General features: G+C 71.1%; 23 protein-coding genes. 10 read left to right on the top strand and 13 right to left on the bottom strand.

Features of this window, described 5'->3' with window-relative positions; genetic code table 11:
* Positions 1-5: 5 nt before the first annotated feature.
* From rlmB to ACFQ58_RS06635, 4 genes are all read right to left on the bottom strand, one after another.
* A complete protein-coding gene (gene rlmB / locus ACFQ58_RS06650) occupies positions 6-1013 on the bottom strand; it encodes a 23S rRNA (guanosine(2251)-2'-O)-methyltransferase RlmB (RefSeq protein ID WP_376950252.1) in 1008 nt (335 codons plus the stop codon).
* Positions 1010-2434 (bottom strand): cysteine--tRNA ligase, encoded by a 1425-nt coding sequence (gene cysS / locus ACFQ58_RS06645; protein ID WP_376950250.1) that lies wholly within the window; start codon positions 2432-2434, stop codon positions 1010-1012. The genes rlmB and cysS overlap by 4 nt, the downstream gene beginning before the upstream one ends.
* Positions 2435-2529: 95 nt before the next feature.
* Positions 2530-3771: a 2-C-methyl-D-erythritol 4-phosphate cytidylyltransferase gene (ispD, locus tag ACFQ58_RS06640; RefSeq protein ID WP_376950249.1), complete on the bottom strand. Its 1242-nt coding sequence runs from the start codon at positions 3769-3771 to the stop codon at positions 2530-2532.
* Between the two features lie 58 nt (positions 3772-3829).
* The gene (locus ACFQ58_RS06635; RefSeq protein WP_067948714.1) at positions 3830-4312 is read right to left on the bottom strand and encodes a CarD family transcriptional regulator; all 483 of its coding nucleotides are present in this window, start codon (positions 4310-4312) and stop codon (positions 3830-3832) included.
* 158 nt (positions 4313-4470) lie between these two features.
* Here ACFQ58_RS06635 and ACFQ58_RS06630 point away from each other — a divergent pair, with 158 nt between their 5' ends.
* Positions 4471-4932, top strand: coding sequence for a hypothetical protein (locus ACFQ58_RS06630; protein ID WP_376950248.1), 462 nt, complete (start codon positions 4471-4473; stop codon positions 4930-4932).
* 91 nt (positions 4933-5023) lie between these two features.
* On the opposite strand, the gene ACFQ58_RS06625 is transcribed toward ACFQ58_RS06630, so the two are convergent.
* Together ACFQ58_RS06625 and ACFQ58_RS06620 are read right to left on the bottom strand one after the other, a co-directional pair.
* A complete protein-coding gene (locus ACFQ58_RS06625) occupies positions 5024-5704 on the bottom strand; it encodes a response regulator (protein WP_376950247.1) in 681 nt (226 codons plus the stop codon).
* On the bottom strand, positions 5701-6969 hold the full coding sequence (locus ACFQ58_RS06620; protein ID WP_376950246.1) for a sensor histidine kinase: 1269 nt from the start codon (positions 6967-6969) through the stop codon (positions 5701-5703). The genes ACFQ58_RS06625 and ACFQ58_RS06620 overlap by 4 nt, the downstream gene beginning before the upstream one ends.
* A gap of 189 nt (positions 6970-7158) precedes the next feature.
* Between ACFQ58_RS06620 and phoU the strand changes: the two genes are divergently transcribed.
* Complete coding sequence (gene phoU / locus ACFQ58_RS06615; protein ID WP_376950245.1) at positions 7159-7812, top strand: phosphate signaling complex protein PhoU; 654 nt, start codon at positions 7159-7161, stop codon at positions 7810-7812.
* Between the two features lie 109 nt (positions 7813-7921).
* On the opposite strand, the gene ACFQ58_RS06610 is transcribed toward phoU, so the two are convergent.
* Positions 7922-8668: a phosphoglyceromutase gene (locus ACFQ58_RS06610; RefSeq protein ID WP_376950243.1), complete on the bottom strand. Its 747-nt coding sequence runs from the start codon at positions 8666-8668 to the stop codon at positions 7922-7924.
* 76 nt (positions 8669-8744) lie between these two features.
* Between ACFQ58_RS06610 and ACFQ58_RS06605 the strand changes: the two genes are divergently transcribed.
* Positions 8745-9554, top strand: a complete 810-nt coding sequence (locus tag ACFQ58_RS06605) for a class I SAM-dependent methyltransferase (RefSeq protein ID WP_376950242.1) — start codon at positions 8745-8747, stop codon at positions 9552-9554.
* 36 nt (positions 9555-9590) lie between these two features.
* On the opposite strand, the gene ACFQ58_RS06600 is transcribed toward ACFQ58_RS06605, so the two are convergent.
* The 3 genes from ACFQ58_RS06600 to ACFQ58_RS06590 all read right to left on the bottom strand — a co-directional run bounded on the left by ACFQ58_RS06600 (position 9591) and on the right by ACFQ58_RS06590 (position 11805).
* The gene (locus ACFQ58_RS06600) at positions 9591-10736 is read right to left on the bottom strand and encodes a YgfZ/GcvT domain-containing protein (protein ID WP_376950240.1); all 1146 of its coding nucleotides are present in this window, start codon (positions 10734-10736) and stop codon (positions 9591-9593) included.
* Positions 10736-11344, bottom strand: a complete 609-nt coding sequence (locus ACFQ58_RS06595; RefSeq protein WP_376950238.1) for an FABP family protein — start codon at positions 11342-11344, stop codon at positions 10736-10738. The genes ACFQ58_RS06600 and ACFQ58_RS06595 overlap by 1 nt, the downstream gene beginning before the upstream one ends.
* A gap of 140 nt (positions 11345-11484) precedes the next feature.
* Positions 11485-11805 (bottom strand): hypothetical protein, encoded by a 321-nt coding sequence (locus ACFQ58_RS06590; protein ID WP_376950237.1) that lies wholly within the window; start codon positions 11803-11805, stop codon positions 11485-11487.
* An 88-nt stretch (positions 11806-11893) separates the two neighbouring features.
* Between ACFQ58_RS06590 and ACFQ58_RS06585 the strand changes: the two genes are divergently transcribed.
* From ACFQ58_RS06585 to pstB, 7 genes are all read left to right on the top strand, one after another.
* Complete coding sequence (locus ACFQ58_RS06585; RefSeq protein WP_376950235.1) at positions 11894-12583, top strand: winged-helix domain-containing protein; 690 nt, start codon at positions 11894-11896, stop codon at positions 12581-12583.
* 45 nt (positions 12584-12628) lie between these two features.
* Positions 12629-14809, top strand: a complete 2181-nt coding sequence (locus tag ACFQ58_RS06580; RefSeq protein ID WP_376950234.1) for an RNA degradosome polyphosphate kinase — start codon at positions 12629-12631, stop codon at positions 14807-14809.
* Positions 14806-15750, top strand: a complete 945-nt coding sequence (locus tag ACFQ58_RS06575; RefSeq protein ID WP_376950232.1) for an NUDIX domain-containing protein — start codon at positions 14806-14808, stop codon at positions 15748-15750. The genes ACFQ58_RS06580 and ACFQ58_RS06575 overlap by 4 nt, the downstream gene beginning before the upstream one ends.
* A gap of 157 nt (positions 15751-15907) precedes the next feature.
* Complete coding sequence (locus tag ACFQ58_RS06570) at positions 15908-17002, top strand: phosphate ABC transporter substrate-binding protein PstS (RefSeq protein WP_376950231.1); 1095 nt, start codon at positions 15908-15910, stop codon at positions 17000-17002.
* Between the two features lie 93 nt (positions 17003-17095).
* Positions 17096-18034, top strand: coding sequence for a phosphate ABC transporter permease subunit PstC (gene pstC, locus ACFQ58_RS06565; protein ID WP_376950230.1), 939 nt, complete (start codon positions 17096-17098; stop codon positions 18032-18034).
* A complete protein-coding gene (gene pstA, locus ACFQ58_RS06560) occupies positions 18034-19134 on the top strand; it encodes a phosphate ABC transporter permease PstA (RefSeq protein WP_376950229.1) in 1101 nt (366 codons plus the stop codon). Before pstC ends, pstA begins: the two co-directional genes overlap by 1 nt.
* A gap of 27 nt (positions 19135-19161) precedes the next feature.
* Entirely contained in the window at positions 19162-19941 is a 780-nt protein-coding gene (pstB, locus tag ACFQ58_RS06555) for a phosphate ABC transporter ATP-binding protein PstB (RefSeq protein WP_376950227.1), read from the top strand.
* 83 nt (positions 19942-20024) lie between these two features.
* Here the strand turns inward: pstB and ACFQ58_RS06550 are convergent, their stop codons facing one another.
* From ACFQ58_RS06550 to ACFQ58_RS06540, 3 genes are all read right to left on the bottom strand, one after another.
* Positions 20025-20912 (bottom strand): aminodeoxychorismate lyase, encoded by an 888-nt coding sequence (locus tag ACFQ58_RS06550; RefSeq protein ID WP_376950226.1) that lies wholly within the window; start codon positions 20910-20912, stop codon positions 20025-20027.
* A 252-nt stretch (positions 20913-21164) separates the two neighbouring features.
* On the bottom strand, positions 21165-21803 hold the full coding sequence (locus tag ACFQ58_RS06545; protein ID WP_376950224.1) for a DNA-directed RNA polymerase subunit beta: 639 nt from the start codon (positions 21801-21803) through the stop codon (positions 21165-21167).
* A gap of 1060 nt (positions 21804-22863) precedes the next feature.
* Complete coding sequence (locus ACFQ58_RS06540) at positions 22864-24309, bottom strand: phytoene desaturase family protein (RefSeq protein ID WP_376950223.1); 1446 nt, start codon at positions 24307-24309, stop codon at positions 22864-22866.
* Positions 24310-24649: the final 340 nt, after the last annotated feature.

Raw genomic sequence — 24649 nt, 5'->3', positions numbered from 1 at the left:
CCCGGCTACGCGGCGCGGAGCTTCGCGATCTCGTAGAGCGTGACGGAAGCGGCGATGCCGGCGTTCAGGGATTCGGTCGCCCCCGAGATCGGGATCGAGACGATCGCGTCACAGGTCTCGGTCACGAGGCGCGAGAGGCCCTTGCCCTCGGAACCGACGACGACCACGATCGGACGGTCCGCGAAGTCGAGGCCCGGGAGCTCGACATCCCCACCGGCGTCGAGACCGAGCACGAAGACGCCGCGCTGCTTGAGCGCCTTGAGCGTCTGCGTGAGGTTCGGCGCCATCGCCACGGGCACGCGCGCGGCCGCGCCTGCGGACGTCTTCCACGCCGCGGCGGTCACGCCGACCGAGCGGCGCTGCGGCACGATCACGCCCTGCCCGCCGAACGCGGCGGTCGAGCGGATGATCGCACCGAGGTTGCGCGGGTCGGTGATGCCGTCGAGCGCGACGAACAGCGGCGTCAGGTCGTCGGCGAGCACCTCGTCGAGCAGGTCCTCGGCGTGGGCGTACTCGTAGGGAGGCACCTTGAGCGCGATGCCCTGGTGCACGCCGCCCTCGCCTGCGAGCCGGTCGAGCTCGGGCCGCATGACCTCGAGGATCGCGATGCCGCGGTTCGTGGCGACCTTGACGGCCTCCTTCACGCGGTCGTCCATCTCGATGCGAGCCGCGATGTAGAGCGTCGTGGCGGGGATGCGCGTGCGCAGCGCCTCGACCACGGCGTTGCGACCGGTCACGATCTCGGACTCGTCGCCTGACTTCGCCCGGCGCGACGCGCCGGACGCCCCGCGGGGCGCACCCGGCCGAGCCGGCGCGCGACCACCGGACTTCGCGGCGGCGCGCTCGGCGGCCGCCTTGCGCTTGTGCGCCTGGTGGTACGGCCGGTCCTCGGCCTTCGGCGTGGGGCCCTTGCCCTCGAGCGCCTTGCGGCTGTGGCCGCCGGTGCCGACCTTCTGGCCCTTGCCCTTCTTGCGCACGGCTCCGGCGCGAGGCTTTCCGCTGCTGCCCTTCATGAGGTGAGGCTCCAATGCGTTCCGGTCTGGCTGTCTTCGATGGTGATGCCGGCGTCCGCGAGCTCGGCGCGGATCCGGTCGGCGGCGTCCCAGTCCTTGGCGTCGCGCGCGGCGCGGCGGTCGGCGATGAGTCGCATGACGAGGGCGTCGAGGGCGGATGCCGCGGGGCCGGCGTCCGACGTCCAGTGCGGGTCGCTCGGGTCGATGCCGAGCACGCGCACCATGGCGAGCACCTGGCGGCGCAGGTCGGCCGCGACCCCGAGGTCTTCGCCGTCGAGCGCCTGGTTGCCCGCGCTCACCGCCTCGTGCAGGACCGCGAGCGCCTGCGGCACGTTGAGGTCGTCGTCCATGGCCTCGGCGAACGCGTCGGGCCACGTGCCATCCGAGCCGGCGTCGGCATACCGCGTGCCCGCGAGCCGGCGCTCGACCCGCGTGAGGAAGGTGCGGATGCGGTCGACCGCCGCCTCGGCCTCGGCCAGCGAGTCGGGCGAGTAGTCGAGCGTCGACCGGTAGTGAGCCTTGCCGAGCAGGTAGCGCACCGCGAGCGGCGAGGCGAGCGCGGTCAGCTCGTCCGCGTAGACGGAGTTGCCGAGCGACTTGGACATCTTCTGCCCGCCGATGTTCACGAGCCCGTTGTGCACCCAGTACCGCGCGAACGCCTGCCCGGCCGCCGTCGACTGGGCGAGCTCGTTCTCGTGGTGCGGAAAGCGCAGGTCGAGCCCGCCGCCGTGCAGGTCGAACTCGGTGCCGAGGTAGCGCGCAGCCATCGCGGAGCACTCGATGTGCCAGCCCGGACGGCCCGGACCCCACGGCGAATCCCAGCCCGATGAGATCGGCTCGCTCGGCTTGTGCCCCTTCCACAGCGCGAAGTCGCGCGGGTCGCGCTTGCCGCGGGGGTCTGAATCGGCCGCGGCCTCCATCTTGTCGCGCGACTGACGCGTGAGCTCGCCGTACGTCGGCCAGCTCGAGGTGTCGAAGTAGACGTCGCCCGAGCCGTCGGGCGCCGGGTACGCGTGCCCGAGCTCGATGAGCCGCAGGATGATCTGCTGCATCTGGGTCACGCTCGCGGTGGCCCGCGGCTCGTACGTGGGCGGGAGGATGCCGAGCGCGTTGTACGCCGCGGTGAACTCGAGCTCGTAGCGGTACGCGAGCGACCACCACTGCTCGCCGACGCCCTCCTCGGCAGCGGCGTTCAGGATCTTGTCGTCGATATCGGTGACGTTGCGCACGAACGTCACGCGGTAGCCGCGCGCGGCGAACCACCGGCGCATGATGTCGTAGACGAGCGCACTGCGCAGGTGCCCGATGTGCGGCGCCGACTGCACGGTGGGACCGCACACGTACATGCCGACGTGCCCCTCGACGAGGGGCACGAAGTCACGCAGGGCCTGGGCCTTCGAGTCGTAGAGTCGCACGGTCACCCCGCAAGCCTACCGGCGGGGCGCCGGGCGGGCCGGGTCGAGTCGGATGTCGCGCGGCCGAGCCGCACGCGGCGATCGGCCGAGGCCCGAAGCGGTCAGGCCGCGCCGCCGCCGACGGGCACGATCGTCGCCGTCGCGATCGCCGCGACGCCCTCGCCACGGCCCGTGAACCCGAGCCCGTCGGTCGTGGTCGCCGAGACGCTCACGGGTGCGCCGAGCGCCCGGGAGAGCACCGCCTCGGCCTCGGCGCGACGGGGCGCGAGCTTGGGACGGTTGCCGACGACCTGCACCGAGACGTTGCCGACGCGCCAGCCGGCGTCGGCGAGGCGGCGCACGGTCTCGGTGAGGAACACCTCGCCGTGCGCGCCCGCGAGCCGCGGGTCGTCGGTGCCGAACATGCCGCCGATGTCACCCAGGCCGGCCGCGGAGAGCAGTGCGTCGCAGATCGCGTGCGCGGCCGCGTCGCCGTCGCTGTGGCCCGAGAGTCCGTGCTCCCCCGGCCAGTGGAGTCCGGCGAGCCACAGCGGGGTGTCGACCTCGTCGGCGAAGGCGTGCACGTCGATGCCGGTGCCGACGCGCGAGCCGGCGGCGGATGTCGCATACGGCGCCCGCTCGAGCGCGGGACGCGGCGCGCCATCCGCCCGCCCGCGCTCGGCCGCGAGCTGCTCGGCCCGATGCAGGTCGGCCGGCACGGTGATCTTGAAGGAGCGTGCATCGCCCGGGACGACGTCGACGGGCACGCCGATCGCGGCGAAGAGCGCGGCGTCGTCGGTGTGCTCGCGCTGCGCGCTCGAGTACGCGATCTCGAGCGCCTCGCGGGGGAACCCCTGCGGCGTCTGCATCGCGGCGAGCTCGGACCGGTCGACGGTCGCGAGCACGCGGCCCTCGGCGTCGACGCGCTTGATGGTGTCGACGACCTGGAGGCCCGGGACGATGCCGTGCCCGCGCGCCCGGACGGCCGCCGCGACCTCGTCGAAGACCGCCGACGGCGTGAGCGGTCGGGCCGCGTCGTGCACGAGCACGGTCTCGACGACGTGCGGCAGGACCGCCAGACCGTTCGCGACCGACTGCTGCCGCGTCAGTCCACCGGCGACGACGTCGAGGGTCGCGGATGCCGTCTCGGCCCGAGGCCCGTACCGTGAACGCACCTCGGCGAGTCGTTCCTCGGGCGCGACCACCACGACGTGCGGCGCTTCGCGCATGCCGAAGACGGCATCCAATGCGACGCCGAGGATGGTGTCGCCGCCGAGCGGCACGAACGCCTTCGGCTCGGAGTGGCCCAGGCGGGTGCCGCTGCCGGCGGCGACGACGATGACGGCGACGGTCGAGGCGCTCACGCTTCGAGCGTAGCGCGGCGATCGGCATGCGCCTTCGGCGCTACCCGATCATCGGACGTCAGGAGGCGAGCACCTCGTCGAGGACGGTCGAAGCCTGCTCCTCGTCGGTCTTCTCGGCGAGCGCGAGCTCGGAGATGAGGATCTGGCGCGCCTTGGCGAGCATGCGCTTCTCGCCCGCCGACAGGCCGCGGTCCTGGTCGCGGCGCCACAGGTCCCGCACGACCTCGGAGACCTTGATGACGTCGCCCGACGCGAGCTTCTCGAGGTTCGCCTTGTAGCGACGCGACCAGTTGGTCGGCTCCTCGGTGAACGGGGCACGCAGCACCTCGAAGACCTTGTCGAGGCCCTCCTTGCCGATGACGTCGCGAACGCCGACGAGGTCGACGTTCTCTGCGGGCACCTCGATGACGAGGTCGCCCTGCGTGACGTTCAGCTTGAGGTAGAGCTTCTCTTCGCCCTTGATGATGCGTTTCTTGACTTCGACGATCGTTGCGGCGCCGTGGTGGGGGTAAACGACGGTCTCGCCAACCTCAAAAAGCATGAATCGGTGTCCTTTCGGCAACTTTCAGGATATCACACCGAGTTCCTGCTAGGGTTCCGCCCCCGCGCCCAGGACGGGCTCCAGCCGTAGGCTACACTCGACCCGAACCCACGCGCGCGGGCTGCATGCGCCTGCGCGCACACGTCAATGGAGGTCCTGTGAAGGCGCGTCTCGCGGCATCCGCTGCTCTGGCTCTCGGCATCGCGATCGGCGGAAGCGGCTGCGCCATGGCCACCTACCAGGCGACCACCGAGAAGTACGACCCGAGCGACGGGATCTCGGCCGACCTCGGCACCATCGAGCTGCGCAACATGCTCGTCGTCAGCGACGACGGCGAGGAGGGCAGCCTCGTCGCCGCGATCGTCAACACCGGCGAAGACGACGCCACCGTCGAGTTCGAGGTCGTCGACAGCGGCGAGCGCTTCGAGGTCGACGTCGACGCGGGCGAGGTCGTCTCGCTCGGCGCCGGCGACGAGGATCCGCTGGTCATCGAGGACCTCGGCGCCGAGGTCGGCGGCCTCGTCACCATCTACGCCCAGCACGGCAGCGAAGAGGGCCAGGAGCTCCAGGTGCCCGTGCTCGACGGGCGCCTGCCCGAGTACGAGGACCTCGTCCCCTGACACGTCGGACGCGGGCGGTCCACGCCGCCCCGTTCGACACGAGAGCGGATGGCGCGACGCGAGTCGCGACATCCGCTCTCGTCGTCTCGTCCTACGCCTCGAAGCGGTAACCGAGGCCGCGCACCGTGACGAGCTGCACGGGCTCCGACGGCGTGACCTCGATCTTGGAGCGGATGCGCTTGATGTGCACGTCGAGCGTCTTCGTGTCGCCGAAGTAGTCGCTGCCCCACACCCGGTCGATGAGCTGTCCGCGCGTGAGCACTCGACCGGCGTTGCGCATCAGCAGCTCGAGCAGCTCGAATTCCTTGAGCGGCATGGCCACCGGGTTGCCGTCGACCTCGACAGTGTGGCGGTCGACGTCCATGCGGACGCGACCGCCGGTGATGATGCCGTCGTCGAGCTCGTCGGGCTCGATCCGCCGGCGCAGCACCGCCCGGATCCGCGCGAGCAGCTCGCGCGTGGAGTAGGGCTTCGTGACGTAGTCGTCGGCGCCGAGCTCGAGCCCGACCACGATGTCGACCTCGGAATCCTTCGCCGTCACCATGATGATGGGCACCGACGAACGCTGCCTGAGCTCGCGGCACACCTCGGTGCCGGGCAGCCCGGGCAGCATGAGGTCGAGGAGCACGAGGTCGGCGCCGTCCCGCTCGAACGCCGCGATCGCGGCCGGGCCGTCGGCGGCGACCTCGACCTCGTACCCCTCGCGTTCCAGCAGGAAGCTCAGCGGATCGCTCAGCGCGATCTCGTCCTCGACGAGCAGGATGCGGGTCACTCGGTGTCTCCTCGGGCGGGTGCCGACGGCAGCGCCGCGGCGATTCGGGCGGGGGGTTCGGCGCGAACGGGCGCCGCAGCGGATGGCACGGACGCCTCGGCGTCGGCGTCGTCCGCCGCCGTCGCGTCGGGCACGGGCACGGGCCGCTCGGCGAGCGGAAGCCGGACGGTGAACGTCGAGCCCTTGCCGGGGCGCGACCACACGCGGACGTCGCCGCCGTGGTTCTGCACGGTGTGCTTGACGATGCTGAGGCCGAGGCCCGAGCCGCCCGTGTTGCGCGACCGGGCCTGGTCGACGCGGTAGAACCGCTCGAAGACGCGGTCGAGCTCCTCGGTCGCGATGCCGATGCCCTGGTCGGCCACGGAGATCTCGACCGCGTCGCCGTCGACCCTGACGCCCACGCCGACGCGGCCGCCCTCGCTCGAGTACGCGATCGCGTTCGCGACGAGGTTGTGCACCGCGACGACGAGCAGCGCCTCGTCGCCGTACACCTCGGCGTGCGACTTGGCGCGCACGCGCACGTCGACGCCCTTCGCGGCGGCGACGACGCGGTTCTGGTCGACCGCGGCGGCGACGACCCGGTCGACGTCGAGCAGCACGTCGGGGCGCAGCGCGTCGCTGGCCTGCAGGCGGGAGAGCTCGATGACCTCGCCGGTGATGTGCCCGAGCCGCTTCGACTCGACCGAGAGCCGATGGGCGAAGCGCCGCACCTGCTCGGGCTCGTCGGCGGCGTGGTCGAGTGCCTCGGCGAGCAGGCTCACCGACGCGATCGGCGTCTTCAGCTCGTGGCTGATGTTGGCGATGAAGTCGCGGCGGACCTCGTCGAGGCGGTGCGACTCGGTGCGATCGTCGGCGAGCAGCAGCACGAATCGCGTGCCCAGCCGGGCGACGCGCACCGCGAGCTGCATGGTGGCGTCGCTGAACGGCCCGCGCGTCACCTCGAGCTCGGTGGCGATCGGCTCGCCGGTGCGGCGCACGGATGCCACGAGCTCCAGCAGTTCGGGATGCACGAGCATCTGGTTCCGCACGAGCCCCAGCACGAGGGCGCCGGGCGAGGCCCGCAGCACGTTGTTGGACGGGTCGAGCACGACTCCCGCCGACTCGAGCACGTCGAGCACCTGGTCGACGCCGTCGGGGATGGTCGGCGACACGACGCGAGCGGCGCTCTGCCCGCGGCGCTCGGCCATGTGCAGCACGACCGTGAATCCGGCTCCGAGCAGGAGGCCGAAGGTCAGCGCGGCCAGCACCGACCAGGTGGTGTCCATGGCACAACCCTAACCATGGGCGAACAGCCCTCCGGCCCGGGACGGCCGCCGAACGGGGGTAGGTTGGGGAGTGTTCAGCAGCAGGGCACCTGCCGTTCACCTTCGACGGCGAGGATGTCGCGAGCCGGTTCGTGCCGGTTGTCCCGCGTGCCCGGCGCGGGAGTTGAGACCGAAGGGGTCGGATCAAACATGCGTGAGGTGTTCCAGCAGGAACTGCGCGAGGTGCAGGACGGGCTCGTCGAGATCGCGGCACTCGTGGCCGAGGCGATCGAGAAGGCCACCCGTGCGTTCAACGAGTCGAACGTCAGCCTGGCCGAGGAGGTCATCGCCGACGACCACCTCATCGACCAGCGCACGCAGGCGTTGGACGAGCTGGCGATCACGATCCTCGCTCGGCAGCAGCCCGTCGCCCGCGACCTCCGCATCGTCGTGAGCGCGCTGCGCATCTCGGCCTCGCTCGAGCGCATGGGCGACATGGCCACCCACATCTCGCAGCTCGCGCGCTACCGGTTCCCCGACAAGGTCGTGCCGAAGTCGCTCCGCCCCACGTTCGCCGAGATGGGCGTCCTCGACGTCGCCATCGCGAAGCAGCTCGTCGAGCTCCTGCGCAACGAGGACGTCGAGCTCGCGGAGGAGATCCGCAACGAGGACGACAAGGTCGACGCGCTGCACCTCTCGGTCTTCGACAAGGTGCTCGGCGAGACCTGGAAGGGCGAGGCGGTCGACACCGTCGACGCCACCCTCGCCAGCCGCTACCACGAGCGGTTCGCCGACCACGCGGTGTCGATCGCGAAGAAGGTGCAGTACCTCGCGACCGGCGACTGGGTGCCCGAGCCCGTCTGACGGTTGAGGAGGGCGCCACGCGCCCGTCTCGAAACCCGGCGGAACGCCGACATGACGAGGGCCGAGCGGATGCGACATCCGCTCGGCCCTCGTTCGCGTCGAGTGAGTGCTACTTCTTGCCCTGCGCCGCGACCGCAGCCGCACCGGCCGCCGCCGCCTCGGGGTCGAGATACTCGCCCGGCTTGATCGGCATGAAATCGTCGCCGAGCTCGTAGACCAGCGGGATGCCGGTGGGGATGTTGAGCTCGGCGATGTCGTCGTCGCTGATGCCGTCGAGGTGCTTCACGAGCGCGCGCAGCGAGTTGCCGTGCGCGGTGACCAGCACCGTCTTGCCGTCCTTCAGGTCGGGGATGATGTCGGACTCCCAGTACGGCAGCATGCGCGCGATGACGTCCTTGAGGCACTCGGTGCGCGGCAGCTCGCCGTCGGAGAGGTCGGCATAGCGCGGGTCGCCGACCTGCGACCACTCGCTGTCGTCGTCGATGGGCGGCGGCGGGGTGTCGAACGAGCGACGCCACAGCATGAACTGCTCCTGCCCGTACTTCTCGAGCGTCTCGGCCTTGTCGAGCCCCTGCAGCGCGCCGTAGTGGCGCTCGTTCAGCCGCCACGAGCGGCGCACGTCGATCCAGAGCCGGTCGGCCTCTTCGAGAGCGATGTCGGCGGTCTGGATGGCGCGCGTGAGCACCGACGTGTGCAGCACCTCGGGGAGCACGCCCTTCCCGACGAGCAGTTCGCCGGCGCGCTTCGCCTCGGACCGGCCGAGGTCGCTGAGCCGCACGTCGACCCAGCCGGTGAACAGGTTCTTCTGGTTCCAGTCGCTCTGGCCGTGGCGCAGCAGCACGAGGGTGTAGACCATGCCGCCAAGCCTAGCGGCGCGCCATCCGCCAGCCCGTCGGCGTGGTCGCCCCGTGACGCCTGCGAGACTTGGTGGCATGCCGGTCGGATCGGTGACGCGGGGCACCACGAACACGAACCGCCTGCGCCGCGTCGACCGCTGGATCGCCGATCAGCCCCAGTTCCGCCGCGCCGCCGACCCCCTGGTGGTCGACCTCGGCTACGGTGCGAGCGGTGTCACGACCTTCGAGCTCGCCGAGCGGCTCCGACGCGCGCGCCACGACGTGCGCGTGCTCGGACTGGAGATCGAGCCCGGCCGGGTCCGCGCCGCCGAGGCGCAACTCGCCGAGGTGCGCGCCGGACGCACGCCGTTCCCCGCCGACCTGCCGGTCGGGTTCGGGCTCGGCGGATTCGAGGTGCCCGTGCGCGACGGCCGCTCCCCGGCCGTGATCCGCGCGTTCAACGTGCTGCGCCAGTACGACGAATCCGAGGTGCCGGCGGCGTGGTCGCGCATGTCGGCCAGACTCGCGCCCGGCGGCCTGCTCGTCGAGGGCACGTGCGACGAGCTCGGTCGCATCGCGTCCTGGGTGGGGCTGGTGGATGGCGCGCCGCGGACCTTCACGATCAGCCTCCGCCTGACCGACCTCGACGCACCGTCGGTCGTGGCCGAACGCCTGCCGAAGGCGCTGATCCACCGCAACGTGCGCGGCGAGCGCGTGCACCGCCTCCTCGCGGCGCTCGACCAGGCGTGGCGGGTGCACGCGCCGCTGTCGGTGTACGGCCCGTCCCAGCGGTGGATCTCGGTCACGCGGACCCTTCGCGACGAGGGATGGCCGGTGCGCGGCACCGTGAACCGGTGGCGGCTCGGCGAGATCACCGTGGACTGGGACGCGGTCGAGCCGAGCTGAGCCGCGGCGTCCGCTCGCGGTCGCGGCGCTCGGGCGCTACGGACGCACGCCGAGGCGCGGCATCCGCGGTACCTCGACCGCGGCGCCCGCGTCGGCCGGGACGATCTCGACCTGCGCGGCCGCGACGTCGATGCCGTGGCTCTCGACGATGAGCTCGAGGCCGGGCGGCACCGCCCGCTTGACGACGGCGAGCGCGATCGGGCCGAGTTCGTGGTGCAGCGCCGCGCTGGTCACGTGCCCGACCACCCGGCGTTCCGGCTCCTCGCCGGGGGCGGGCTCGGGGCGCACCTTGACGCCGACGACCGCATCGCCCGGCTTCGGCAGCACGGTGTCGCTGCCGTCGAGGTGCAGCAGCACGAGTCGGCGCGGCGGCCGGCCGAGGTTCACGACCTTCGCGACCGTCTCCTGGCCGCGGTAGCAGCCCTTGTGCAGGTCGACGGCGCTGCGCAGCCAGTCGAGTTCGTGCGGCAGCGTCTTCTCGTCGACCTCGGTCGCGAAGCGCGGTCGCCATGCGGCGACCCGGAGCGCCTCGAGGGCGAGCACGCCCGCGGGCTCGGCCTGCCCGGACCGCACCTCGTCGGAGAGGCCGGCGAGCGCCGCACGCGGAACGATCGCCTCGACGGAGCGCCACATCGCACCGGGGTGGTTCGGGTCGTGCGAGTACCGGTGCCCGTTCGGCAGCTCGAGCCGCCACGGGTCGCTCCAGCGGATGGCGCCGTCGGGAAGCTCGATCGGGAAGCCGTCGCCCTCGGGCATGGCCGCGATCACCGCGTACTGCTCGGTCACGTCGGCGACCTCGACGCGCAGCATGAAGCGCATGCGATCGAGCCACGCGGACAGCGAGGGCGCCTCGGACCCCTCGACCACGAGCCAGGTGCGCTCGCCGTCGTCGACCGCGTGCACCGCGTGCTCGACGTGGCCCGCGGCATCCAGGAACAGCGCCTCGGCGCTCGCACCGGGAGCGAGCCCGTCGAGCCGCTGGCTCGCCATCGAGTTCAGCCACGTGAGCCGGTCGGGACCGGCGACCGTGAGGACGCCGCGATGCGAGAGGTCGACCACCGCGCGCCCCTGCTCGAGGCGGCGCTGCTCGACCATGGGGTTGCCGTAGTGCGCGGCGACGCCGGCGTCGACGCCCTCGGCGGTTACGGCGCCGGGGAGCAGGAGGAAGGCCGAGCCGGTCATCAGTCGACCTTCGCGAGCCGGGCGGAAGCGTGCGTGCGGAGGTCCTGGCCGAGCGCGGCGATGTCCCACGCCCAGAGCAGGTGGTTCTCGACGAGCCCGTAGAGCCGGGTGGCCGCGGCGTACTCCTTCGCGCCGGCCGCGCGCATGACGGCGTCGGTCACGAGGTCGATGCGGGGACCCTTCACCTGGCCGAGGTACAGCTCGCTCACGCCGCCCGGGTGGACGATGCCGACCTCGAGGTCGAAGCCGCCCGCGTCGTTACGCAGCGTCTCGACCGACTCGGCGTCGGAGTACCGGGTCGAACCCTGGGGCGGCAGCAGGCCGGGACCGGGGTCGCCCTGCCCCAGCGGACGCGCCAGCCGCCAGTAGCCGGTCTCGGCCGCGAGGGCCGTGGGCTCGTCACCCTCGTCGGCGGGGAAGAGCCACGTGGAGGACGTGTAGTTGAGGTACGGCAGCCCGTCCTGGCTGAAGCTCACGCGCTGGCCGAACTCGTGCGTGACCGAGTCGTCGCCGATCTTGTAGTCGATCACGCCGGAGCCCTCCCAGACCCCGATGAGCCAGGAGAGCGGAACGAGCTCCGCGGGGAGGTCGACCGGCAGTTCGATCACGGGCTAGCGCTGCCCCTTGAAGAGCTTGTAGACGACGACGCCGCTGATGTAGGCGATCGAGAGGCTCGCGAGACCGAGCAGGCCGATGAAGAAGAGTTCGAGCGCGAGCAGCGAGGACATGGTGCGAGTCTACCCGGTGCTCAGATGACGACCGGCAGCAGCGCGAGGGCGGCGACGGCCACCGCGACCGCCGCGCCGGTGATCGATGCGCTCACCCGTCCGACGAAGCCGTGCGGCCTCCGCGAGGCCAGCTGCAGCGCGAGGGCGGCGAGGACGGATGCCGCGAACACGATGGCCAGCGCGGCGAGCGCGGCGTACTGCCCGTCGTCGCCGAACCAGTCGCGACGGCCCGTGTAGGCGGACGCCACGATCGCGACGGAGCCGAGCGCGGCGATGAGCCAGACGACGGGAATCGCCCAGCGACCGAACCCCGTCGCGCGCTCCTCCGCCTCGGCCTGCATCGAACCGCTCCTCCCTGTGACGCGCTCGCCTGAGCACGCCGTCCGTCGTCCCGTAGTATTGACCGCACCTTACTACTGGAGGGTGCTCGTGGCGCAGCTGCTGATCCTGACGCCGGCAGCCAACGATGACGTTCTCCCGGCCCTGTCTCTCCTCACCCATCGGGTGCGCGTGATCCCTGCGTCCCCCGACCAGCTGGTGCGCGCCCCTGACGCCGACCTCGTCTTCCTCGACACCCGCACCAACCTCGCCGGCGCCAAGGCGCTCTCGCAGATCCTCCGCACCACGGGGCTCTCGGTGCCGCTTCTGCTGGTGGTCACCGAGGGCGGGCTCACGGCCGTCACGCCAGACTGGGGCATCGACGACGTGGTGCTCGAGCAGGCGGGCCCCGCCGAGATCGACGCGCGGATCCGGCTCGCCATCGGGCGTGCGCAGGCGAGCCAGCCCGCCGAGCGCATCCAGACCTCCGGCGTCATCATCGACGAGGCCAGCTACTCGGCCAAGGTGCACGGTCGCACGCTCGACCTGACCTACAAGGAGTTCGAGCTGCTCCGCTTCCTCGCGGCGCATCCGTCACGCGTGTTCACGCGCGAGCAGCTGCTCAGCGAGGTGTGGGGCTACGACTACTTCGGGGGTACGCGCACGGTCGACGTGCACGTCCGCCGCCTGCGCGCGAAGCTCGGCGACCTCGACAGCCTCATCGGCACCGTCCGCAACGTCGGATACCGGTTCAACGTCCACGAGGAGGACGAGCGGGACGCGAACGTCACCGCCCGGTGACATCCGCTTCACCCCACCGTCGCAGCCCGGTGGCATGATGTGGGGATGACCGCCGAGACCATCCTCGACGAAGACCGGACCGCGAGCGACTTCGACGACGACTTCGAGCCGCTCGACATCGACGGCGCGCCCGAGCTCCTCGCCGAGCGCTACCTCGACCGCGAGCTCAGCTGGCTGGCGTTCAACCAGCGCGTGCTCGAACTCGCCGAGGACCCGAGGCTGCCCGTCCTCGAGCGGGCCAACTTCCTGGCGATCTTCGCTTCGAATCTCGACGAGTTCTTCATGGTCCGCGTCGCGGGACTGAAGCGCCGCATCAACACGGGCCTCGCCGTGCCCACGAACGTCGGCCGCACGCCGCACGAGGTGCTGAGCGACATCTCGCGCATGGCGCACGAGCTGCAGCTGCGCCATGCGCTCGCGTACCAGGAGCTCGTCAAGCCCGCCCTCGCCGACTCCGGCATCCACGTCGTCACGTGGGCCGAGCTCGACGACGACGACCGGGCGCACCTGCACGAGTTCTTCAGCTCGCAGATCTTCCCCGTGCTCATGCCGCTCGCGGTCGACCCCGCGCATCCGTTCCCCTATATCTCCGGCCTCTCGCTCAACCTCTCGGTGCGCGTGCGCAACAGCCGCACGGGCCGGCAGGAGTTCGCGCGCGTCAAGGTGCCGCAGATGCTGCCCCGGTTCGGGCGCGTCGACCCGTCGGAGCCGATCGAGAACGCGCGGTACATCGCGCTCGAGGAGCTGATCTCCAACCACCTCGGCGACCTCTTCCCGGGCATGGAGATCCTCGACCACCACGTCTTCCGCGTCACCCGCAACGAGGACGTCGAGATCGAGGAGGACGAGACCGAGAACCTCATCAAGGCCCTCGAGAAGGAGCTGCTGCGCCGGCGGTTCGGCCCGCCGATCCGGCTCGAGATCTCCGACGACATGGACGAGGTGACCCTCGGCCTGCTGGTCCGCGAACTCGACGTCACCGAGCAGGAGGTCTACCGGCTCCCGTCGCCGCTCGACCTCGGCGGCCTGTTCGACCTTGCGCGGATCGACCGGCCCGACCTCCACTACCCCACGCACGTGCCGGCGACGAACGCGCAGCTGCTGCCGTCCGAGCCGAACCGCGACGCCGACATCTTCGCGGCCATCGCGCGCAAGGACGTGCTGCTGCACCATCCGTACGAGTCGTTCGCGACGAGCGTGCAGGCCTTCCTCGAACAGGCCGCCGCCGACCCCGACGTGCTCGCCATCAAGCAGACGCTCTACCGCACCTCGGGCGACAGCCCCATCGTCACGGCGCTCATCGACGCCGCCGAGGCGGGCAAGCAGGTGCTCGCGCTCGTCGAGATCAAGGCGCGCTTCGACGAGGCCGCGAACATCACCTGGGCCCGCAAGCTCGAGAAGGCGGGCGTCCACGTCGTCTACGGCCTGGTCGGCCTCAAGACGCACTGCAAGCTCGCGCTCGTGATCCGCCAGGAGAAGGGCCGGCTCGCGCACTACAGCCACATCGGCACGGGCAACTACAACCCGAAGACGAGCCGGATCTACGAGGACCTCGGCCTGCTGACCGCCGACGACCAGGTCGGCAAGGACCTCACCCGGCTGTTCAACGAGCTGTCGGGCTACGCGATCGAGAAGAAGTTCAAGCGGCTCCTGGTCGCACCGCTGCACCTCCGCAAGGGGCTGCTCAAGCTCATCGCACAAGAGACGCGCAACGCCGAGGCCGGCCGCCCCAGCGGCATCCGGATCAAGGTCAACTCGATGGTCGACGAGGCCATCATCGACGGGCTCTACCGGGCGTCGAACGCCGGCGTCCCGGTCGAGATCTGGGTGCGCGGCATCTGCAGCCTGCGACCCGGCATCCCCGGTCTCAGCGAGAACATCAGGGTCCGCTCCATCCTGGGCCGCTACCTCGAGCACTCGCGCATCTTCACGTTCCACAACGACGGCGACCCGGTGGTCTACATCGGCTCGGCCGACATGATGCACCGGAACCTCGACCGCCGCGTCGAGGCGCTCGTGCGGCTCGTCGATCCCGACCACATCGCCGAGATCGGCGCCCTGTTCGACGGCGCGATGAGCGAGCACACGAGTTCCTGGCACCTCGGGGGCGACGGCGCCTGGACGAGGCACTCGACGGATGACTCGGGCCGGACGCTCGACGACCTCCAGGTGGCGCGCATCCAGCGCACCACGCATCGCGGCATTCGAACGGCAAAGCGCCGATGAGCCAGGTCGCCACCGCCGTCTATGCGGCCGGTGCGGTGTGCTGGCGCGTCATCGAGGGCAGGATCCACGTGCTCGTGGTCCACCGGACGGTCTACGGCGACGTCACGATCCCCAAGGGCAAGGTCGATCCGGGCGAGACCCTCCCCGAGACCGCGGTGCGCGAGATCGGCGAGGAGACGGGCCTGCACGTCGCGCTCGGCGTTCCGCTCGGCGTCTCGCGCTACGCCATGCCGAGCGGGCGCGAGAAGATCGTGCACTACTGGGCCGCGCACGTCACCGAGAAGGCCGTGCAGCGCTCGACGTTCCGGCCGAACGCCGAGATCGCCGCGCTCGAGTGGGTCACGATCAAGCGCGCCCGCGGCTACCTGAGCTACGAGCCCGACCGCGAGATCCTCGACAACTTCGCCGCGCTCGTCGACCAGGGCGTGACCGGCACGTTCGGCGTCATCGTGCTGCGGCACGGAAAGGCGCAGCCGCGCGGCGCCTGGAACGGGACCGACTCGTCGCGTCCGCTGACCGAACGCGGCGTGAAGCAGGCCGCGGCGCTCGTGGGCATGCTGCGGGCGTGGGCGCCACGGAAGCTGGTCTCCAGTCCCGCGGTGCGGTGCGTCACGACCGTGGCACCGCTCGCCGCGGCATCCGCCCTGTCGGTCAAGCGCGACGACGGGATCAGCCAGGACGCGTGGGAGGCCGGCAGCGACGAGGTGCGGCGCGTGATCGGCAAGCGGGTGCGCGTCGGGAAGACCGCGGTCGTCTGCAGCCACGGGCCGGTGCTGCCCGAGATCATGCGCGAGATCGCCCTCGCGACGGGCACGCCGCTCGGCTCGTACGTCTCCGACGCGGCCGAGCTCGAGGTGGGTGGATTCAGCGTGGTGCACCTCTCGTCGAGCAACCCGTCGTCCGGGATCATCGCGATCGAGACGCACGAACCCCGGGTCTGACGCACAGCCGACGCGCAGGGCGGCGCCGCCCGCGCGTCGACGCCCGTTCACCTTCCGTTCACCGCCGTGGGGGACGCTCGTCACGCACGCTGATTAGCGTCGCAGGCGGGTCGGCACCGACCCACCCCCTGCATCCAGAACCCCGGAAGGGAATCACGTGAACCTCAAGCGTTTCGGCGCGCCCGCCGTCATCGCCATGACCGCGGCACTCGCGCTCAGCTCCTGCGCAGCGAACGAGGGCGCCTCGGGTGAGCCCGAAGCCTCGGAATCGACGCTCTCGGGCAACCTGGTCGGCGCGGGCGCGTCGTCGCAGGACTCGGCGCAGCAGGCGTGGATCGCCGGCTTCCAGACCGCCAACCCCGACGTGACGATCGACTACGACCCCTCGGGCTCGGGCGCCGGTCGCGACACCTTCCTCGAGGGTGCGAGCGACTTCGCGGGCTCCGACCGCGCGTTCAACGACGAGGAGCTCACCGCCGGCGGATTCGCCAAGTGCGCGCCCGACACCAGCATCGTCGAGCTGCCGCTGTACATCTCGCCGATCGCCGTCATCTTCAACCTCGAGGGCGTCGACACGCTGAACCTCGACGCCGCGACCATCGCGGGCATCTTCGCGGGCACGATCGCCGCGTGGAACGACCCGGCCATCGCCGCGACGAACGAGGGCGTCGAACTGCCCGACACCGCGATCACGCCCGTCCACCGCTCGGACGACTCGGGCACGACCGAGAACTTCACCGAGTACCTCGGTGCCGCGGCACCCGACGTGTGGACCTACGAGGCCGACGGCGTCTGGCCGTTCGAGGGCGGCGAGGCGGCCCAGGGCACCTCGGGCGTCGTCGACGCCGTGACGAACGGCACCGGCACGATCGGCTACGCCGACGCCTCGCGCGCCGGCGACCTCGGCACCGTCGCGGTGCAGGTGGGCGACGAGTTCGTGGAGTACTCGCCCGAGGCGGCGGCCGCGATCGTCGACGCCTCGCCGCTCGCCGAGGGCCGCGAGGCCGGCGACCTGGCGATCGAGATCGACCGCACCTCGGAAGAGGCCGGCGTCTACCCGATCGTCCTCGTCAGCTACCTCATCGCGTGCCAGGAGTACGCCGAGCCCGAGAACGTCGAGCTCGTGAAGGGGTACCTCTCGTACATCGCCAGCGCCGAGGGCCAGGAAGTCGCGGCCGAGGCCGCCGGTTCCGCCCCGATCTCCGACTCGCTCCGCGAGCAGATCGTCACTGCGATCGACTCGATCCAGTAGTAGGTTCGTGCCCGACCCCCAGCGTTCCGCGGAGGAGCCCCAGGGGTCGGGCACGGCCTTGTCCCCACGCACCACGACCGGAGGATCAGCCTGATGACCACCGCCACCGCACCGATCAGGGCCAAGCAGCGCCCCGGTGATCGGGTGTTCTCGAAGTCGGCGGTCTTCGCCGGCTCGATGATCCTCGTGACGCTCGCCGCCGTCGCGACGTTCCTCATCGTCCAGTCCATCCCCGCCCTCTTCGCGAGCGCCGAGGAAGCATCCATCCTCGAGACGGACTTCTGGTCCTACGTCGGGCCCCTCGTCTTCGGCACGATCTGGGCGGCAGCCCTCGCCCTCCTCATGGCGCTGCCCATCTCGATCGGCATCGCCCTCTTCATCTCGCACTACGCGCCGCGTCGGCTCGCCTCGGTGCTCGGCTACATCGTCGACCTGCTCGCCGCCGTGCCCTCCGTCGTGTTCGGCCTCTGGGGCATCGGGGTCCTCGCGCCGGCCGTGCAGCCCCTCTACTCCTGGCTCGTCGACAACATGGGCTGGTTCCCGCTCTTCTCGGGGCCCGTCTCGGGCACGGGTCGCACCATCCTCACCGCGGCCATCGTGCTCGGGGTCATGGTGATTCCGATCATCACCGCCATCAGCCGCGAGGTGTTCCTCCAGACGCCGGTGCTGCACGAGGAGGCGGCGCTCGCGCTCGGCGCGACCCGCTGGGAGATGATCCGGATGGCGGTCCTCCCGTTCGGGCGCCCCGGCATCATCTCCGCCGCGGTCCTCGGCCTCGGCCGCGCGCTCGGCGAGACGATGGCCGTCGCCATGGTGCTCTCGGCCACCGGCGCCGTCACCTTCGACCTGCTCACCTCGGTCAACCCGTCGACCATCGCGGCGAACATCGCCCTCAGCTTCCCCGAGGCGTACGGCCTCAACGTGAACGTGCTGATCGCGACCGGCCTCATCCTCTTCATCGTCACCTTCGCGGTGAACGCGATCGCCCGCTGGATCGTCGCCCGCCGTGCCGAGTTCTCCGGAGCGAACTGATGACCACCACCGTCACCCCGCCCGAGACCCGGTCGCCTGCGGCGACGCCCGTGAGCAATTCGCTCACCGCCGGCAAGCTGCCCAACGGCGCGCCGTGGTTCGTGCTCGGGGCGAGCATCGCGGTGTCCGCCGGCCTCTTCGGCGTGATCGCCTTCTCGGGCGCCGAGTTCAACTGGATCGGCACGCTCGTCGTCGCCGCGCTCGTCTACGTCGTGACGATCACGCTGCTCTCGCGCATCGTCGAGGGACCCCGCAAGGCGACCGACCGGTTCGTCACGGCACTCGTGACCGGCGCGTTCCTGCTGGCGATGATCCCCCTGATCTCGCTGTCGATCACCGTCATCACGTTCGGCCTCGCGCGCTTCGACGCCGAGTTCTTCACGTACTCGATGCGCAACGTCACCGGCGAGGGCGGCGGTGCGCTGCACGCGATCATCGGCACGCTGCTCATGACCGGCACCGCCGCGCTCATCTCGATCCCCATCGGCCTCATGACCTCGATCTACCTGGTCGAGTACGGTCGCGGCCGGCTGGCCCGCGGCATCACGTTCCTCGTCGACGTCATGACCGGCATCCCGTCGATCGTCGCGGGCCTGTTCGCCTACGCGCTGTTCGCGATCTTCTGGGGTCCGGGCACGCGCACCGGCATCGCCGGTGCGGTCGCGCTGGCGGTGCTCATGATCCCCGTCGTCGTGCGCTCCAGCGAGGAGATGCTGCGGCTCGTCCCGAACGAGCTCCGCGAGGCTGCCTTCGCGCTCGGCGTCCCGAAGTGGCTGACGATCGTGAAGGTCGTGCTGCCGACGTCGATCGCGGGCATCACGACCGGCATCATGCTCTCGATCGCCCGCGTCATCGGCGAGACGGCCCCGCTGCTCATCGCGGCAGGCTTCACGCAGAGCGTCAACTACAACCTCTTCGACGGACGCATGCAATCGCTGCCGGTGTTCGTCTACACGCAGTACGCGAACCAGGGCAATCCGCCCGAGGCGTACCTCGACCGTGCGTGGGCCGCCGCGCTCACCCTCATCCTCATCGTCATGGCGCTGAACCTCATCGCGCGCCTCGTCGCGCGGTTCTTCGCCCCCAAGTACGGTCGCTGACCAGGCCACCCAGTTAGGAAGATCGACGTGTCCAAGCGCATCGAGGTCCGGGACCTCAACGTCTACTACTCCAAGTTCCTCGCGGTCGAGGGCGTCTCGCTCGAGATCGAGCCGCGCAGCGTGACGGCGTTCATCGGCCCCTCGGGCTGCGGCAAGTCCACGTTCCTGCGCACCCTGAACCGCATGCACGAGGTCATCCCCGGCGCGCGGGTCGAGGGCGAGGTGCTCATCGACGGCAACAACCTGTACGACCCCGAGGTCGACCCCGTGCTCGTGCGTCGGCAGGTCGGCATGGTCTTCCAGCGCCCCAACCCGTTCCCCACGATGTCCATCAAGGAGAACGTGCTCGCGGGCGTGAAGCTCAACAACCGCCGGATGTCGAAGTCCGACGCCGACGACCTCGTCGAGTCGTCGCTGCGCGGCGCGAACCTCTGGAACGAGGTCAAGGACCGCCTCGACCGCCCGGGCTCTGGCCTGTCGGGCGGCCAGCAGCAGCGTCTCTGCATCGCCCGCGCGATCGCGGTCTCGCCCGAGGTCATCCTCATGGACGAGCCGTGTTCGGCGCTCGACCCGATCTCGACGCTCGCGATCGAGGACCTCATCGAGGAGCTCAAGCAGGAGTACACGATCGTGATCGTGACCCACAACATGCAGCAGGCCTCGCGCGTGTCCGACAAGACGGCGTTCTTCAACATCGCGGGCACCGGCAAGCCGGGCAACCTCATCGAGTACGACGACACCACGACGATCTTCTCGAACCCGTCGGTGAAGGCGACCGAGGACTACGTGTCGGGTCGCTTCGGCTGATCCGGCGGCGGATGTCGCGGCCCGGTCCCCGCTCGGGGGCCGGGCCGTTCGCGTCTCAGCGTTCGCGTCTCAGCGTTCGGGTCTCAGTCGCGCGGGCTCAGCAGGTAGGCGTTGAGCTCGGCGGTCGCGGCGCGGTCCACCGACATCGGGGTGCCGTCGACGGCGGCGATGGGCGCCGCCATGCGCACGCTCGACACCAGCCACGCGCCATCCGCCCCCAGCAGCTCGTCGACCGTGAGATCGCGGTACTCGGCGTCGATCCCGCGTTCGGCGAGGTGGCCGAAGATGCTCCGCTGCGTCGTTCCGTGCAGGATGCCGGCCGCCGGCGGCGGCGTGACGACCACGTCGCCGAGCCGCGCGAGCACGCTCGAGGTCGGGCCCTCGAGCACGAACCCGTCGGATGACACGTACACCGCGTCGTCGGCGCCGCGCCGCTTCGCCTCGCGGATGGCGGCCATGTTCGAGGCGTAGCTCAGGGTCTTCGCGCCGAGCAGGAGCCACGGTGCCCGCTCCCCCGCCCCGCGGGCGACGCCGCGGTCGAGCGTGACCACGCGGATGCCGTCTTCGCGCGCCGTGGCGAAGTCGGCGCCCGGCGTGACGTTGACCCATCCGGTGGGCTTCGGACCCGGGTCGAGGCCTCGGCTCAGCGCGAGCTTGAGGGCGTACTCGCCCGTGGCGGGGACGCGCTCGGCGGCCCGGGTGATGATCAAGCGCCACTGGTCGAGATTCGGCTCGGGCAGCTCGCAGAGGCGCGCCGAGTTCACGAGGCGACCGAGGTGCGGCTCGACCTCCTGGACGTGCCCGCCGATGATCGCGAGGGTCTCGAAGATGCCGTCGCCGCGGTGCGGCGCGAAGTCGTTCACCGCCAGTGCGCCGGAACCCGGCTCGATCTCGCGGAACGAGGCCTCGAGGAACTCGGCACTCGCCTCATGCGGAAGGGGATCGACGAGGAACGAGACCGTCTCGGGCATGCTCCGATGGTACGCCGCGGAGGCATCGCCGCGGGGGGCATGATTATGGCCGGCCGCAGAACGCCTCTCGGCGCGAGGCCGCTCGAAGCGGCGAATATTGGAGCCCGGGGTTACTGCGACCGGCCACGACAAGTGTAAACGAGGCGCCCGCGGCACCTATTCCCGGGTCGGGGATTCCGACCGGATGCCCAGACGCGCTCGGCGGCCGGGCGTGTCGTGCGGATGGCGAGGCCGCGTCGCTGTCCCGGGCTCCTAGTCGAGGCTCTCGTGGCGCCACAGCCGCGCGCAGGCGGCGAGCTCCTCGCCGAGCGAGGAGAGGCGGAGGGCCCGGCGGGTGAGCATGCCCGGCCGGTCGGGATGCGCGGCGTCCGCGGCATCCGCATCATCGGCGAGGCTCGCGAAGCCCGTCGACGCGACGCGGCAGAACGCGGCGGCGCGCTCGAGGGCGGCCGCGAAGTCGCCCGCGAATACTCCGCGGAGGATGACGTCGGCCAGCTCGCGGACCTCGGCGGGGCCCGCGGGCGTCGGCGCGCCCGCGACCACCTGGTCGATGGTCGGCGACACCTCGGTGCCGCGCTGGAAGGCGAGGCTCACGCCGGCGGCATCCTGCCGGATCATGGTGCGGAGCAGGTAGATGCGCCACAGCGCGCCGGGCAGGCTCTTCGGCGACGCCCGCGACCACAGCTCGGCGATCGCGTCGATCCCGTGCTCGTCGGTGTACGACACCAGCCGCGCCACGATCTCGGGGTCGGGGTCGGCGCGCACGCGCGAGAGGACCGCCGCGGCGGTGTCGTGCGCGACGCGGCTCACCTGCGCCGGGTCGTCAGCGCCCAGGAACCCCTCGAACATCGTCGGCGGGAAGCGCGTGGGCCGGTGGAAGTCTGCGGTCATCGCGGGCCACGATACCCCGACGGCCGACGACCCGGGCCGGATTCCGCGCTCGGCGGACGCCGGAAGGCGATTGATCCATGCGCCTGGCGGAGACCTCGCGCTACGTCTCGCTCAGGACGGCAGCGACCTCCTCCTGAACCCGGAGCCGCAACGTCGATCGCCAGGCCGATCCCATGCGCTCGTACGTGACGATCGCATGACAGTTCCGACAACGGACATCGCATTTCGCGATCTCCGCGGCGACTCGGGCCAGCCCGTGACCGCCCTGAGCCAATCGCATCACCTCAGCCCTTTGGCCGCGCCCTCCCGGTGATCGAAGTCGAGCACACGGATGTCGGTCTCCCCGCAGTCGACGCATGGGTGGGTGATCAGGTGGCGACCGATGAACTCCAGCGCCCGACCTCTCCGTTGGCCCTTCGCTGCCACGATGCGATGGACATGCGATTCGCGGTTGCGCGCGGAGTACGCGCGTGCCTGGTCGCGATTGCAGTCTCGACAGGTCGACTGGAGTCCGTCCAGTGATCTTGCGCGCTTGTTGAAGTCGGACGTCACGAGGGTGCGCCGGCAGGTCGAGCACGTCTTCATGCGGCCTCCGATCGATCGAGCCCAACATACGGCCTCCCGGCGACACTCCGCCCTGCGAGACCGACCCTCCTGAGCAGCCTCGCCAACGGACGCGGAGGCGCGGAAGCGGGCTGTTAGGGTGGTCACGCCCCTATAGCTCAGTTGGTTAGAGCAACGGACTTCAACAGAACAGATGGAGCGCCAGCGCCGAAATGCGTTGGATGACCGCCGCTATATGCTGGAACACCCTGAGAGCCCGAGGTACTCGCCCGATGGGGCAGTGACAATCCGAGGGATTGGGCAATCAGCAGGTAACCGCAAGGGAACCTCAGAGACTACACGCGGCGCACCTGACCGGCCCGGCCGAAGGTGAAGATATAGTCCAGACTGCAAGCCGCAGCGCGGTGGCTGGGGAAACTCAGTGCAGCAAGTTAATCCGTGGGTCGAGAGTTCGAGTCTCTCTGGGGGCACCACGAATCGCGCCGATGGAAGCGCGTCAGGGCTCGAGCGACGGCGCGGCCGTGAGGCCGAACGTGTGGCGCAGCGCGCTGCGCGCGGCGTGCCATCCGGCCAGGCCGTGCACGCCCGGCCCCGGCGGGGTCGACGACGACGCGAGGTAGATGCCCGAGAGCGGAGTGCGCCACGGATCGGGCGAGATCACGGGGCGCCGCACGAGCTGCAGCATGGTGGCCGCGCCCGCGGCGATGTCGCCGGCGATGTAGTTGCGGTTCTCGTCCTGCATCTGCATCGCCGTGCGCGACGACGACGCGAGGATCAGGTCGCGGAAGCCCGGCGCGAAGCGCTCGACCTGGCGCACGACCGCTTCGGTCGGATCGACCGTCGAGCCGGCCGGCACATGCGTGTACGTCCAGAGGGTGTGGCGCCCTTCGGGCGCGCGCGTCGGGTCGACGATCGACGGTTGCGACACGAGCACGTACGGCGATTCCGGATGGCGCCCCCGCGCCACTTCGCGCTCCCCCGCGGCGATCTCGGCCCGCGTCCCGCCGAGGTGCAGCGTGCCGGCCTGCGCGAGCGCCGGATTCGCCCAGGGCACCGGCCCGGACAACGCGAAGTCGACCTTGGCCGCGGCGTTGCCGTACCGGAAGCGCTCGAGCGCCCTCCGGTATCGGTCGGGCAGGCGGCGACCGGCGATGCGCGAGAGCGCGCGCGGGGTCACGTCGAGCACGACGGCGCGCGCGGCGGGCAGCGCCGCGAGGTCGTCGATCGCGGCATCCGTCACCACCTCGCCGCCGTGCGCGACGAGGTCGTCGATCATCGCGCCGATGATTGCGCCGCTGCCGCCGACCGGGATGGGCCAGCCGCGCGCGTGCGCGTGCATCGTGAGCACCAGGCCGGCACCGCCGGTCGCGAGGCTCGGCATGGGCCGGATGGTGTGGGCGGCAACCCCCGTCAGCATGGCCGGCGCGAGGTCCTCGCGGAATCGCGCGTTCCAGAGCGGCGAGCCCTGCTCGATGGCCGCGAGCCCGAATCGGGCGGCGATGAGCGGATGTCGCGGCACGCGGACCAGGGTCGACCCCGTGAACTCGGTCACCTCGTCGTCGTGCGCGACCAGCGGACGCATGATCCGCCCGTAGGCCCGCCCGTCGCGCCCGAGCTCGTCGACCGTGCGGTCGAGGTCCAGCCAGGCGAGGCCGGCGCGGCCGCCGTCGAGCGGGTGGCCGAAGGAGAGGTCGGGCAGGCGCAGGTCGATGCGCCGTTCCAGGCCGAACGCCCGGAAGAACGGCGAGGCGAGCGCCATGGGGTGCACGGCCGAGCAGACGTCGTGGTGGAAGCCGGGCAGCGTGAGCTCGGCCGTGCGAGATCCGCCGCCCGGCTCGGCGGCCGCCTCGAACACCTGCACCCGGAGTCCGGCGCGCGCGAGCGTGACCGCCGCCGCGAGGCCGTTCGGCCCCGAACCGACCACGACCGCGTCGGGCGTCATGCGCGGCGACCCCGACGGCGAGCACGATCGGCGAGGAACATGCTTCCCATCATGCCGCGGGCTCTGCCGCAGGCGCAGCACGACCACTTGCCATCCGTCGGCTGCGCGCCGCCACCGTCGCCTCGGCGGGGGTGACGGCCGACGGCCGGGCCAGGGCACCGCCCGGCGGGTGAGAGGCTCCGGCCTCATCGCCCCGCCACGGCGGCTCCTCCCCAGGTTCCCCTTCCGCACTTGCGAGCGGTGGACCGAGCGTATGCGCTGGTCCCCGTGCGACCTACACCCTCGAACTGGGGCTGGACGCGGGCCCACCTGATTCCGAGGAAGTCGAGGGCTGCTCGGG

Source organism: Agromyces sp. NPDC056523, assembly GCF_042794545.1.
Lineage (GTDB): Bacteria > Actinomycetota > Actinomycetes > Actinomycetales > Microbacteriaceae > Agromyces.
The sequence above is the reverse complement of the archived record's forward strand: the minus strand, read 5'-3'. Positions and strand labels throughout refer to the sequence as shown.